Raw genomic sequence first — 12935 nt, 5'->3', positions numbered from 1 at the left:
GACAGCTGGCCGCAGCATTACCCATGGATCGACCCGGCCGGCTACGAGTATTTCCGCACCCGCCTGGGTCAAGCGCGGCGTGATGTCGAGCACGGTCTGGCGATCACCCTTGAGCACTACAAGACCCGTGAAGGCCAGGAGCGCATGCTGGAAATTCTCCAGTTCAAACTGGACATTCTTTGGAGCATGCTCGATGCCATGAGCATGGCCTACGAACTGCAACGCCCGCCATATCACAGCGTGACCCGTGAGCGGGTCTGGCACAAAGGAATCACTTTATGAGCTTTGATCGCAGCAAGACGCCGAGCTGGCGTCCCGGCTACCGTTTCCAGTACGAACCGGCGCAGAAAGGCCACGTGCTGCTGTATCCGGAAGGCATGATTAAACTCAATGAAAGCGCCGCGTTGATCGGTGGCTTGATTGATGGCGAGCGGGATGTCGCGGCGATCATCGAGGCGCTTGACCAGCAGTTCCCCGGCGTGCCCGAGCTCGGTGACGACATCGAGCAATTCATGGAGGTTGCCCGTGCGCAGCACTGGATCGAACTTGCCTGAGTCATCGGTGCAAGTACCGCCCAAACCCGAGATCGGCCTGCCGCTGTGGCTGTTGGCTGAGCTGACGTACCGCTGCCCGCTGCAATGCCCGTACTGCTCCAACCCGTTGGACTTTGCTGAACAGGGCAAGGAGCTGAGCACCGAACAGTGGATCAAGGTGTTTCGTGAAGCGCGGGAAATGGGCGCGGCGCAGCTGGGTTTTTCCGGTGGCGAACCGCTGGTGCGTCAGGACCTCGCCGAGCTGATCGGCGAAGCACGCAAATTGGGTTTCTACACCAATCTGATCACCTCCGGCATCGGCCTCACCGAACAGAAAATCAGTGACTTCAAGAAGGCCGGCCTCGATCACATCCAGATCAGTTTCCAGGCCAGCGACGAGCAGGTGAACAACTTGCTGGCCGGCTCGAAAAAGGCTTTCGCGCAGAAACTGGAAATGGCCCGCGCGGTGAAAGCCCACGGCTATCCGATGGTGCTGAACTTCGTCACCCATCGGCACAACATCGACAAGATCGACCGCATCATCGAGCTGTGCATCGCCCTTGAAGCGGACTTCGTCGAACTCGCCACGTGCCAGTTCTATGGTTGGGCGCAGCTCAATCGTGTCGGACTTTTACCGACCAAAGAGCAACTGCTGCGCGCCGAACGCATCACCAATGAATACCGGGCCAAACTGGAAGCCGAAGGGCATCCGTGCAAATTGATTTTCGTCACGCCGGACTATTACGAAGAACGCCCGAAAGCCTGTATGAATGGCTGGGGCAGTATTTTTCTGACAGTAACGCCGGACGGAACCGCCTTGCCGTGTCACGGTGCCCGACAGATGCCGGTGCAGTTTCCCAATGTGCGCGACCACAGCATGCAACACATCTGGTATGACTCGTTCGGTTTCAACCGTTTTCGCGGCTATGACTGGATGCCCGAGCCGTGCCGTTCCTGCGACGAGAAAGAAAAAGACTTCGGCGGCTGTCGCTGTCAGGCATTCATGCTCACCGGTGACGCGAGCAACGCCGATCCGGTGTGCAGCAAATCCGCCCATCACGGCGTAATCCTCAAGGCCCGCGAAGAAGCCGAGCACGCCACCCAGACCATCGAACAACTGGCCTTTCGCAATGAACGAAACTCACGCCTCATCGCCAAAAGCTGAACCTCTGAGCGCCGCCAAAGCAGTAGCGGCCGGTATCGACTTTGCCGAGTTACAGGTTGGCCCACACGGCTTGTTCTGGAATGAATATCGTCCGGAGGACGCCGCGTGCCGAGTCTGGCACTGGCAAGCTGGCACAGCGACGTGTCTGACACCGCCCGGGTTCAGCGTGCGCAGTCGGGTGTACGAATATGGCGGTGGAGCGTTTTGTCTGACTGCCGACGGCATCGTCTTCGTCAATGAGGCTGACCAGCAACTGTATCGTCAATCGCTCCAGGGCGAGACGCCAGAAAGGCTGACCTGCGGTACCTGCCGTTACGGTGATTTGCAGTTCGCCAATGGTCAGGTGCTGACGGTTGAGGAAAACGGCAACCAGCACCGTTTGGTCGCGATCGATCTGGCGGACGGCACGCGACACCTGCTGGCCGAAGGCGCCGACTTCTACGCGGCCCCGACCCTCAGTCCTGACGCTCATCGACTGGCCTGGATAGAGTGGAGCCGCCCACATCAGCCGTGGACCGCAACCCGCTTGATGGTTGCCGAGCGCCTGACCGATAACACCTTCGGCCCGGCCCGCTGCGTGGCCGGAGACAATGCTGAAGAATCCCTGCAACAACCGAGATTCGATAACGCCGGTCGGTTGTTTTGCCTGACGGATCGGGGCGGGTACTGGCAACCGTGGATGGAAGCGGAAAACGCTCTGACCCCACTGCCAAGCGCTGCCGCCGATTATGGTCCGGCACCCTGGCAACTCGGTGGCTGCACCTGGTTACCCCTGAATGATGGCGACTATCTGGCGAGCTGGACAGAAGACGGTTTCGGTCGATTGGGCCTGTGTGGTCATTCCACGCAAGACTATTCCAGCGATTACAGCCGCTTCCGCCACCTCGCCATCGATGCGCAGTTCATTTACTGCATCGCCGCCTCACCGGTCAGTTCGGCTGCGGTAATCGCGATCGATCGCCAGTCGCAAAAGGTAAACGTGCTGGCCGGAGGTGTCACTCCGCTGCCCGCTGAAAGAATCAGTCGCCCGCAGACCCTGCGTTACCCAAGCGGTTCGGGCGAGGCTCACGGTTTCTTCTATCCGGCAATGACCGGGGAAGCGAAACCACCGTTGGTGGTGTTCATCCATGGTGGCCCGACTTCGGCGTGCTATCCGATGCTCGACCCGCGAATTCAGTACTGGACACAACGCGGTTTCGCCGTGGCAGATCTCAACTACCGCGGCAGCAGTGGCTATGGCCGAGCCTACCGCCAGGCTTTGCATTTGAGTTGGGGTGAGGTGGATGTCGAAGATGCGTGCGCGGTGGTCAGCCATCTCGCCGATCGTGGCTTGATCAATGGCGACAAAGCGTTCATCCGCGGCGGCAGCGCAGGTGGCTACACCACGCTGTGCGCACTGGCCTTTCACAACGTGTTCCGCGCCGGCGCCAGCCTTTACGGGGTCAGCGATCCGGTGGCATTGGGCCGGGCTACCCACAAGTTCGAAGGCGACTACCTCGATTGGCTGATCGGCGATCCAGTGCAGGACGCCCAGCGCTATGCCGCGCGCACACCGTTATTGCACGCCGACAACATTCGCGTGCCGGTGATCTTTTTCCAAGGGGAACTGGACGCCGTGGTCGTGCCTCAGCAGACCCGCGATATGGTCGAAGCCTTGCAGAACAACGGCCTCCTGGTCGAAGCGCATTACTACGCGGATGAACGTCACGGTTTCCGCAAGGCCGGTAACCAGGCCCATGCGCTGGAGCAGGAGTGGTCGTTTTATCGGCGAGTGATGAATCTGCCGCTGTAAATCAACGCTTGGCGATGATGTACACCGCGTGCACGATCCCCGGAATGTAGCCGCACAGCGTCAGCAAAATATTCAGCCAGAACGCCCCGCCGAATCCTACTTGCAGAAACACGCCCAGTGGCGGCAACAAGATAGCGATGATGATGCGAATGAAGTCCATGGGCAGCTCCTGATTGAATGGGGCTCATGCAAGCCCTACAGCTAATCGACCCTTGCCGTTGGTCAGGGTTCAGCCGGATTCCTCAGGCCAGTATCTCCAGGCCATGTTTCTGAACGATGCTCAGCAGCTTCAGCGCCATGCCGCTGGGATGTTTATCCCCTGATTCCCACTGTTTGACCGTAGAAGCGCTGGTGTTCAGGTAACGCGCGAACACCGGTTGGCTGACATTGTTGCGTTCACGTAGCGCCTTGATCTGTTCGGCCGGTATCGCGTCCGGTACGTTCGCCAGGCACGACGCATCGAATTCGCGCATGGTCGCCTTGCTGATTGCGCCGATGGCATACAAGGCACTGGCAGATTCGTGGATTGATTCAAACGCCTCGCTCTTGAATTTCTTACTCATAAAAAATCTCCGTAAACTCCCTCGTATCCAGTAAATACTGGATTTGCAACTCTGTCAGTCCCTCGTAGGTCTTGGCCATTTTCCGAAACGCGATCAGCTCGGTATGACTGATATTGCTCTGATTCTTTTTGGCACACATGAACTGGTAAACCCAGTATTCACCACCCCTCGCCAAAACAATCGAGCGATGGCGATTGGAGTTCAAGCGTTTCTTCCAGACCCCGCCGCCGAGATTATCCGCCTGCCCTTTGAGCATTTCGAGGAAGGCCTCTCGAAGCTCATCATCTCCAATCCATGCCTTTCCGGCGACCATTGCAAAGCGTTTCGTCTTGAAAAGCCTTTGTGACATTGGCATCCCTTCCCCAAAAACATACCACTGTGTGGTATAGAGCTCAAAGCCAACCGTGATGGTTGAGCGGGTATCGACATTCCCTGTCGGCACCTTTAAAAAGCCATTTATACGATCAAGTCTCAAGCCGAATTTGCCCCATGGCAAAACCCCGCCACAAAAAAACGCCCCACGCCAAAAAAAATCAGGCGCAGGGCGTGCGTATTACCGCGAGACGGTTCTGGAATGTGTGCAGGACGCGTCTGATCAGACGGCAATCCCTTTACGGCATTGCAATTGCGCGGTGCGCACACGGGAGAAAGCGCGGGCCAGGCGCAGGAGCATTTCATCGATATTGGCCATGCTGACGGTCAGCGCCGGGGTGAAGCGCAGGCAGTCCGGTTGCGGAGCGTTGAGCAGCAAGCCTTCAAACAAGGCTGCGTTGACGACGGCATCAGCAGAATCGTCGGATAGAGTCAGCCCCCAAAGCAGCCCCTGGCCGCGCAGTTCGCCGTGACCGTAACGATGGGACAAACGCTGCAAACCTTCGCGCAGGTGCAGGGCGGATTCCCCGACATGTTCGAGAAATCCTTTGTCCTGCACACTGTCGAGCACCGCCAGACCCGCCGCGGTCATCAGTGCATTGCCGTGATGGGTGCCGCCCAGTTCGCCAGTGTCGAAACAGCAAGCCTTGCCCCGCGCCAGCAATGCGGCCAAGGGCACCCCACCGCCCAGCCCTTTGCCGAGGACGACGATATCGGCGCGCACACCGTAGGACTGTTCGGCGAGCAAGGTGCCGCAGCGACCCAATCCGGTTTGCACTTCGTCGAGAATCAACAGGATCCCCAGCTCCCGACACAGACGTTCGACGCCTTTGAGATAATGCGCCGTGGCCGCAATCACTCCGGCTTCGCTCTGAATCGGTTCGAGCATGATCGCCACGGTCCGCTCGTCAACAGCCGCGTGCAGCGCCGGAAGATCGTTGTAGGGAACATGGCTGAAGCCTGGCAGCTGCGGTTCAAATCGGTTGGCCAAAGTCGAACTGTCCGACGCCGAGATCGTCGCCAGGCTACGACCATGGCAGCCGTTATTGGCGACGATGATCCGCGAAGCGCCGCCGCGATGCTGTTGGCCCCATTTGCGCGCCAATTTGATCGCGGCCTCACAGGCTTCGCTGCCCGTGTTGAGCATGTAAGCCTGATCGCTGCCGGTACTCAGGCACAAACGCTCGGCGAGGTTGAGCATGCCGCGGTTATGCAGGCTGAAACCGGGATTGATCAGCGCCTGCGCCTGCGCCGTGATGGCATTGACCAGTGCTTTGGGACTGTGGCCCAGGCTGTTGGCCCCGCCGCCCTGGGAAAAATCCAGATACGCGCGATCATCGCTGTCCCACAACCACGAACCTTGGCCGCGGACAAAAATCTGATGGGGCCGCTCGACACTGGGCATCAGGCACTCACTGGAGAGGTTTTCGTAACTGGAGGGGAAGGAAGTACCCGCTACCAGATCATCAATCGATGGCGAAGCGCGCCGCAGGCTGAACAGATTCATGGGTTCAACCTGCGTTTCAGGTGTTTTGCGTTACCTATGCAAACAACAGCGAAGCCAATGCTCTTCATCGCCTTTTCTGGCCCTGCAAGCCTTATGAATGCAGTTAGACTAGGCTCAGTCCCAGTGTTGAACCATTTCGATTTACCAGCATTTTCAATAAGAATTACTTATGGATTTTAAGCAACTGCGTTATTTCGTCGCGGTGTATGAAGAGGGCCACGTCGGGCGTGCCGCCGAACGACTTTCAATCTCTCAACCGGCGCTTTCACAACAGATCCGCCATCTCGAACAGACCCTCGATGTGAGCCTGTTCGAACGCAGCAGCAAACGCCTGTTGCCGACCCTGGCGGCCCATACGCTGTACAACCACGCCCTGCCCTTGCTCGATGGTCTGCAGCGGGCGCGCGAAGCATTGGCCAATTTCAAGGGGCAGGCGCTGCGTACGCTGGCCATTGGCGTTTTGCAAACGGTGCACACCAGCCTTGTGCCGCAGATGCTCGAACGCGTGCGCAAAGCCCAGCCACATCTGGTGGTGCAGATCTATGAACTGACAGGACTGGAAATCGAACGTCGGTTGCTCAATGGCTCGCTGGATATCGGCATCAGCTATCTGCCCCCCCGGCAACCTGGGCTACATGGCGTGATGCTGTATGAGGATGAACTGACGCTTGTCATCCCCGCGGAGCACCCCTTGCGGGAATTCAAGAAAGTCTCGATGAGTCAGGCTGCGCAATTGCCGATGTTGCTATTGGGTGAGGAGTTTCAGATACGCCAGATTTGGCAGGCGCAATTGGCCAATCTGGGACGACGTCCGCAGGTGCAGGCTGAATTGAACAACATGGCGGGGATTCTCGACAGCCTGCCGCACACACAATTGGCAACGGTATTGCCCGGACGCTCGCAAAAAACCCATGGCAACAACGACCTGCTGTGGAAACCGCTCAGTGAGCCGCGGGTACCGTTGAAAGTGGGGTTGGTGTGTCGCGATGTGCAACGGCAGCAAGCCTCGCTGGCGTTGTTACGAACGTTGCTCGAAGAAGTGATAAATCGATCTGATGAACGATTGAACAGCCCGTCGGCACTGGATGCGCTGAACTGAATACTTTTTCGCAGGCATAAGAAAACCCCGCCGAAGCGGGGCTTTGCAGACTGTTTCCCTGACATCCATTTCACTCCGCCGTCCTGGCAGAATCCTACGTGTCCGTGTTGTTGCTTTGCGCTTCCTGCGCTACGTCCATGTGAAGTAGATTAGCCGTGGATCCAATCTGCATCTATGGGAGATAGGCAGCACGTCATGTAAGAGAAAGCTTACATGACGTTACATAGTCAGAACTGTGCGGCATCCAGCAGGAAAAGCGACTCACTCCCGGCCTTCACCGACGCGCTCAACGAGTGGATACGCGGCAGCAGGCGTGCGAAATAGAACCGCGCCGTGCCGAGTTTGCTGGCGTAGAAATCGTCCTGCGCTTCTTTGCCGAGAGCGGCCTTGGCCATCAGTGCCCACATGTAGGCGTAAGCGACATAACCGAACGCTTGCAGATACTCGACCGATGCCGCGCCGATTTCATTCGGGTTGGATTTTGCCCGGTCAAGCAACCACGCGGTCAGTTCGTCGAGCGTGGTCACAGCGTCGTTCAACGGTTTGGTGAACTCGGCAAGATCGGCGCTGGCAGTGGCCGTGAAGTGACGAATCTCGTCAGCGAACAGGTTGTAGAACGCTCCGCCGCTGCCAACGATCTTGCGCCCGACCAGGTCCAGGGCCTGGATGCCGTTGGTGCCTTCGTAGATCTGAGTGATGCGAACATCGCGAACCAGTTGTTCCTGACCCCACTCGCGGATGTAGCCGTGACCTCCGAAAACCTGCTGGCCGTGCACTGTGGTTTCCAGGCCGAGATCAGTCAGGAACGCCTTGGCCACGGGAGTCAACAACGCCACCAGATCCTCCGCACGCTTGCGGGTCGCGGCGTCTTCGCTGAACTTGGCGGTGTCCAGTTGCATGGCCACGTAAGTCGAGAACGCACGACCGCCTTCGTTCGAAGCTTTCATGGTCAACAGCATGCGACGTACATCCGGGTGGACGATGATCGGATCGGCCACTTTGTCCTTGTTCTGCGCGCCGGTCGGCGAACGGCTTTGCAGTCGGTCGCGGGCGTACTCCACAGCGTTCTGATAGGAGCGCTCGCCAGAAGCCAGGCCCTGGATGCCAACCCCCAGACGCTCGTAGTTCATCATGGTAAACATCGCCGCCAGGCCTTTGTTCGGCTCGCCGACCAGATAACCCACAGCCTCATCGAAGTTCATCACGCAGGTCGCCGACGCCTGGATGCCCATCTTGTGCTCGATCGAGCCGCAATTGGCCGGGTTGCGCGCGCCCAGGCTGCCATCGGCATTGACCATGAACTTCGGCACCAGGAACAGCGAGATACCTTTCGGACCGGCCGGAGCATCCGGCAGCTTGGCGAGTACCAGGTGGATGATGTTTTCGGTGAGGTCGTGCTCACCACCGGTGATGAAGATCTTGGTGCCGCTGACTTTGTAGGAACCGTCAGCCTGTGGCTCGGCCTTGGTGCGAATGATGCCCAGGTCCGTACCGGCATGCGGCTCGGTCAGGCACATGGAACCGGCCCAGACACCGGCGTACATGTTTGGCAGGTACGCGGCTTTCAGTTCTTCGCTGGCGTGGGCGTTGATCGACAGGCAAGCACCGGCGGTCAGCATCGGGTACAAACCGAACGACAGGCTGGCGGAGTTGACCATCTCTTCGACCTGGGCCGACACGGCTTTGGGCATGCCCATGCCGCCGTAGGCAGGATCGCCACCGACCCCGACCCAACCGCCTTCAGCATAAGTCTGATAAGCCTGTGGGAAACCGGCCGGCGTGGTGACAGCACCATCTGCCCAATGGCAACCTTCTTCGTCGGCCGCACGGCTCAGGGGCGCGATGCTTTTGCTGGTGACCTTGCCGGCTTCTCCGAGAATGGCTTCGACGGTCTCAGCATCGACGGAATCCGCCAGCGCCGGCAGCTCGGCCCAGAGTTTGGCGACCTCGAAAACTTCATTGAGGACGAAGCGCATATCGCGCAGGGGCGCTTTGTAGTCAGCCATGGCAAACCTCGCAAGATCTAAACAGGTAATTCGTAGGTGTGGTGTTTTCGTTGGGTCCGAGTGTAACCCAACAACTTTTGCGACACATAGGGTCAGCCAGTGACTGTTTTGTTATTTTTGGTCACCAGCATTTCAGCTGAGACAGTACTCGCCTGCCAGAACGCATTCGCGGGCAAGCCTCGCTCCTACAGGCCGTGTCGCACGCATTCACGTGAACGACATAGAACCGTAGGAGCGAGGCTTGCCCGCGAAGCTTTTCAAGCCTGATCGTCAGAGCGCAAACAACTCCGCCGGCAGCTTCATCAGGCAATCGCTGCCCGCCTCGATCGCTGCCCGGTGCGCGGCGGTGCGTGGCAATAGTCGCTTGAAATAAAATTCGTTGGTCGCCAGTTTGCCCCGGCAGAAATCGGCATCGCCACTGCCCGATTCCAATTGTGCCTGCGCCACCAACGCCATCCGCAACCACAAGTATCCGAGGATGATGTAACCGCTGTACATCAGGTAATCCACTGATGCCGCGCCGACTTCGTCCGGATTTTTCATCGCAGCCATGCCGACCTGAGTGGTCAATTCGCCCCACTGCCGGTTCAGGTCGTTGAGTTGGGCCACATAAACCGCCAACTGCGGGTGCGCGGCATTCGCCGCACAGAATTTGTGGACGATTTTGGTGAAACCGCGCAGTAGCTTGCCCTGGCTGCCGAGGACCTTACGCCCGAGCAGGTCCAGCGCCTGAATACCGTTAGTGCCTTCATAGATCGGTGCGATGCGGCAATCACGCACCAGTTGCTCCATACCCCACTCACGGATGAAACCGTGCCCGCCAAATACCTGCATGCCGTGATTGGTCACCTCCAGGCCGGTGTCGGTCATGAAGGCCTTGCAGATAGGCGTCAGGAACGCCAACAGGTCTTCGGCGTCCTGGCGCGCTGTTTCATCCGAGCTCAGGTGCGCGACATCCAGCAATTGTGCGGTGAAGTAGGTCAGCGCGCGGTTGCCTTCGTTGAAAGCCTTCATGGTCAGCAACATCCGCCGTACATCGGGGTGCACGATAATTGGGTCGGCGGCTTTCTCCGGCGCTTTGGGTCCCGTCAGCGAGCGCATCTGCAAACGGTCGTTGGCGTACCTGATCGCGCCCTGGAAACTTGCCTCGCCCAGACACAAGCCTTGCATGCCGGTACCCAGCCGCGCATGGTTCATCATGGTGAACATGCAGTTCAGGCCCTTGTTCGGTTCGCCGATCAAAAAACCCTGGGCGCCATCGAAATTCAACACGCAGGTGGCCGAGGCCTTGATGCCCATTTTGTGTTCGATCGAGCCACAGGAGACGCCGTTGCGCTGGCCCGCTTCACCCGCTGCATCGGGCAAAAACTTGGGCACGATAAACAGCGAAATGCCTTTGGTCCCCGCCGGCGCATCCGGCAGTTTCGCCAGCACCAGGTGAATGATGTTGTCGCTCATGTCGTGCTCGCCGGCGGAGATGAAAATCTTGCTGCCGGAGATTGCGTAGCTGCCGTCGGCCTGAGGTACGGCGCGTGTCTTGATGATGCCCAGATCGGTGCCGCAATGAGCTTCGGTCAGGCACATGGTGCCGGTCCATTGGCCGGCGGTAAGTTTGCTCAAGTAAGTCTGTTTCTGTTCTTCAGTGCCGTGAGCATGGATTGCCGACATGGCGCCGTGGGTCAGGCCCGGGTACATGCCCCATGAGGTGTTGCTCGAGCCGACCATTTCGCTGATGACCAGTCCCAGAGAGCTGGGCAAACCCTGGCCGCCGTAAGCCGGATCCGCCGCCAGACCATGCCAGCCACCCTCGACGTATTGTGCGAACGCCTGCTTGAAACCCGCTGGCGTGGTGACCACGCCATTGTCGAAATGGCAGCCTTCTTCGTCGCCGCTACGGTTGAGCGGGGAGAGCACGTTTTCACAAAACTTCGCGCCCTCTTCCAGGATCGCACTCACCATGTCCGGGCTGGCATCGGTAGCCCCCAGTGCGGCGTAGCTGCCGTGAAAATCGAAGACATGGTCAATCAGAAAGCGCATGTCGCGCAGGGGAGCTTTGTACTCAGGCATGGTCATTTCTCCGTCAGCAGATTTCTCCAACCTACTGCCGTCGACCACGCCCCACAATCACAGTGCAGACGCTGAATGCGCCATCATCACTCAACCGTAGCGGCGTCCATGCGCACGGCGCCACGACGGTTCTGCCCGAACGCCATCACGCAGTTGCGCCCAGCGCCTTTGGCACTGTACAGCGCCTGGTCGGCTGATTTGAGCACCTCTTCCGGGGTGCGCTGGTCGATCCGCTCGGCGACTCCGATACTGACGGTCACCGACACGCTCGACGAGCCGGATCCTGCACGGCGTTGGCGCCCCTGGTTGTCATCTTGCGGGCGGCTGTCCTGATTGCGCAGGTGAATGTTGTAGGTGGCGATGGATTCGCGGATGACTTCCAGGTGCGGCATGCATTCTTCGAGGGTTTTGCCTGCAAACACCAGGGCGAATTCCTCGCCACCGTAGCGATACGCCTTACCGCCGCCACCGATTTTCGACAGCTTGCTGGCGACCAATCGCAGCACCTGATCGCCGACATCATGGCCGTGGGTATCGTTGAATTTCTTGAAATGGTCGACGTCGCTCATGGCCAACACATAGTTGCGCCCCAACCGCTGCATGCGTTCATTCAACGCACGACGCCCCGGCAACCCGGTCAGCTCATCGCGGAATGCCATTTGATAGGCTTCGTGCGCAACGGCAGCGGCGATCATCAGCATCACCTGGCTGCACATGATGTTGAGGGTAAACGGCAGAATGAAGGTTTTCGGCAACATCCAGAACAATCCGAGCAAACCCACAAGCTGTGCGGCGTGAAGCGGCCTCGGGTTGCGCCAGTATTGGTATGCCAGCAGCACAAACGATGCGATGAACACTGGATAGGACAGCTGGATCAGGCTCATCCACGCACCGTGCAAGGCCGGCCAGCGAATCTCCGACAACCAGATCAGCAGCGCCTGCGGGTAACTCTGCTCGAGCCCCAATGCCACGCTGCCCACCGCCAGCAACACGGCAAATCGCGCGACCATGTCCTGAAACAAATGCGTTCGTTCTTGCCACGCCGCAAACACGCCGAACAGCAACGGCAACAACAAACAACACAGATGAAAAACCACGGCTGCGTCTTCACGCACCTTGCCGTTGTCGCGGTAGTAATCAGTCTGGGTGTCGAGCAGGAAATAGGCGATGTACACCGTGACCATCAGAAACAGTTCACGCTGGCGTCGGTAGACCGCGCAATATGCACCGCCCAGTAGCAGAACCAGGGTTGGCAGAACGTTGAACAGTGAGGTGAAGAAAACGTTCAGGTCCTTGACGTACGCAGCCGCAAGGCCCGCCAGCAAAAGCAGCAATGACGGTAGGAAATGACTGAAACGTACAGCGGAAGAACGCGGCAAGGGTAAAGCTCCGACCCGTCATATCAATAGATGGCATTGTGCCCACTACTGTAACGGCAGAAACCCCGATTTGCTGAGCGTTTTACTGAGGTATTTTCAATGGAGTTGGCGGCATCGCGATCACCAGTGATGCAAGGAGAAGTCTCGTGGGCGCACGCCAATGCAAAAAAAACCGCTGATCCCGAAGGAGCAGCGGTTTTTGCAGAACTGCCTTAAGCCTTAGTAGCCCAGGTCGAAGTTCTCTTCTTTCATGTCCATCAGGTTGTTGGCACCCGAGAGCATGGTTGCAACGTGAGTGCGGGTACGCGGCAGGATGCGCTGGAAGTAGAAACGCGCGGTCTGCAGCTTGGCGGTGTAGAACGCCTCTTCGGAAGTGCCGGCAGCCAGTTTTTCCGCAGCCAGGCGCGCCATGTCGGCCCAGAAGTAGGCCAGGCAGGCGTAACCGGAGTACA

Annotated in this window: 12 protein-coding genes and 1 pseudogene; 5 read left to right on the top strand and 8 right to left on the bottom strand. The window is 58.5% G+C overall.

All coding sequences use genetic code 11. The features are described 5' to 3' along the window. The 4 genes and pseudogenes from D8V06_RS22920 to D8V06_RS22905 all read left to right on the top strand — a co-directional run. Nucleotides 1–282, top strand: a pseudogene (locus tag D8V06_RS22920) (pyrroloquinoline quinone biosynthesis protein C); the annotation flags it as partial. Then, on the top strand, nt 279–554 hold the full coding sequence (gene pqqD, locus D8V06_RS22915; protein WP_056853559.1) for a pyrroloquinoline quinone biosynthesis peptide chaperone PqqD: 276 nt from the start codon (nt 279–281) through the stop codon (nt 552–554). The pseudogene D8V06_RS22920 and the gene pqqD, both read left to right, overlap by 4 nt. Further along, nucleotides 526–1698 carry a pyrroloquinoline quinone biosynthesis protein PqqE gene (pqqE, locus tag D8V06_RS22910; protein WP_130907970.1) on the top strand — a complete coding sequence of 391 codons (1173 nt, stop codon included), beginning with the start codon at nt 526–528 and terminating at the stop codon, nt 1696–1698. The genes pqqD and pqqE overlap by 29 nt, the downstream gene beginning before the upstream one ends. Next, nucleotides 1664–3490 carry a S9 family peptidase gene (locus D8V06_RS22905; RefSeq protein ID WP_130931874.1) on the top strand — a complete coding sequence of 609 codons (1827 nt, stop codon included), beginning with the start codon at nt 1664–1666 and terminating at the stop codon, nt 3488–3490. Before pqqE ends, D8V06_RS22905 begins: the two co-directional genes overlap by 35 nt. A 1-nt stretch (nt 3491) precedes the next feature. Here D8V06_RS22905 and D8V06_RS22900 read toward each other — a convergent pair whose 3' ends face one another. The 4 genes from D8V06_RS22900 to D8V06_RS22885 all read right to left on the bottom strand — a co-directional run bounded on the left by D8V06_RS22900 (nt 3492) and on the right by D8V06_RS22885 (nt 5932). Then, the gene (locus tag D8V06_RS22900; RefSeq protein WP_003228885.1) at nt 3492–3650 is read right to left on the bottom strand and encodes a YqaE/Pmp3 family membrane protein; all 159 of its coding nucleotides are present in this window, start codon (nt 3648–3650) and stop codon (nt 3492–3494) included. Between the two features lie 82 nt (nt 3651–3732). After that, entirely contained in the window at nt 3733–4053 is a 321-nt protein-coding gene (locus tag D8V06_RS22895) for a DNA-binding transcriptional regulator (RefSeq protein ID WP_056853562.1), read from the bottom strand. Next, on the bottom strand, nt 4046–4402 hold the full coding sequence (locus D8V06_RS22890; protein ID WP_130906074.1) for a type II toxin-antitoxin system RelE/ParE family toxin: 357 nt from the start codon (nt 4400–4402) through the stop codon (nt 4046–4048). Before D8V06_RS22890 ends, D8V06_RS22895 begins: the two co-directional genes overlap by 8 nt. A 246-nt stretch (nt 4403–4648) precedes the next feature. After that, a complete protein-coding gene (locus D8V06_RS22885) occupies nt 4649–5932 on the bottom strand; it encodes an aminotransferase class III-fold pyridoxal phosphate-dependent enzyme (RefSeq protein ID WP_130931873.1) in 1284 nt (427 codons plus the stop codon). Between the two features lie 169 nt (nt 5933–6101). On the opposite strand from D8V06_RS22885, the gene D8V06_RS22880 reads away from it, so the two are divergent. Continuing rightward, nucleotides 6102–7031: a LysR family transcriptional regulator gene (locus D8V06_RS22880; protein ID WP_130931872.1), complete on the top strand. Its 930-nt coding sequence runs from the start codon at nt 6102–6104 to the stop codon at nt 7029–7031. A 227-nt stretch (nt 7032–7258) separates the two neighbouring features. Here the strand turns inward: D8V06_RS22880 and D8V06_RS22875 are convergent, their stop codons facing one another. The 4 genes from D8V06_RS22875 to D8V06_RS22860 form a co-directional block, all read right to left on the bottom strand. Further along, entirely contained in the window at nt 7259–9037 is a 1779-nt protein-coding gene (locus D8V06_RS22875) for an acyl-CoA dehydrogenase C-terminal domain-containing protein (RefSeq protein ID WP_130931871.1), read from the bottom strand. 270 nt (nt 9038–9307) lie between these two features. Beyond that, nucleotides 9308–11104 carry an acyl-CoA dehydrogenase C-terminal domain-containing protein gene (locus tag D8V06_RS22870; protein ID WP_130931870.1) on the bottom strand — a complete coding sequence of 599 codons (1797 nt, stop codon included), beginning with the start codon at nt 11102–11104 and terminating at the stop codon, nt 9308–9310. An 86-nt stretch (nt 11105–11190) separates the two neighbouring features. After that, complete coding sequence (locus D8V06_RS22865) at nt 11191–12483, bottom strand: GGDEF domain-containing protein (RefSeq protein WP_130931869.1); 1293 nt, start codon at nt 12481–12483, stop codon at nt 11191–11193. 219 nt (nt 12484–12702) lie between these two features. Continuing rightward, the coding region (locus tag D8V06_RS22860; RefSeq protein ID WP_177434476.1) for an acyl-CoA dehydrogenase C-terminal domain-containing protein at nt 12703–12935 on the bottom strand (233 nt) is incomplete at its 5' end.

The sequence above is a fragment of the Pseudomonas sp. Sample_24 genome, from assembly GCF_004307605.1.
Taxonomy (GTDB): Bacteria; Pseudomonadota; Gammaproteobacteria; order Pseudomonadales; family Pseudomonadaceae; genus Aquipseudomonas.
Note: the sequence above shows the minus strand (reverse complement) of the source record. Positions and strands in the feature narration are given on the sequence as shown.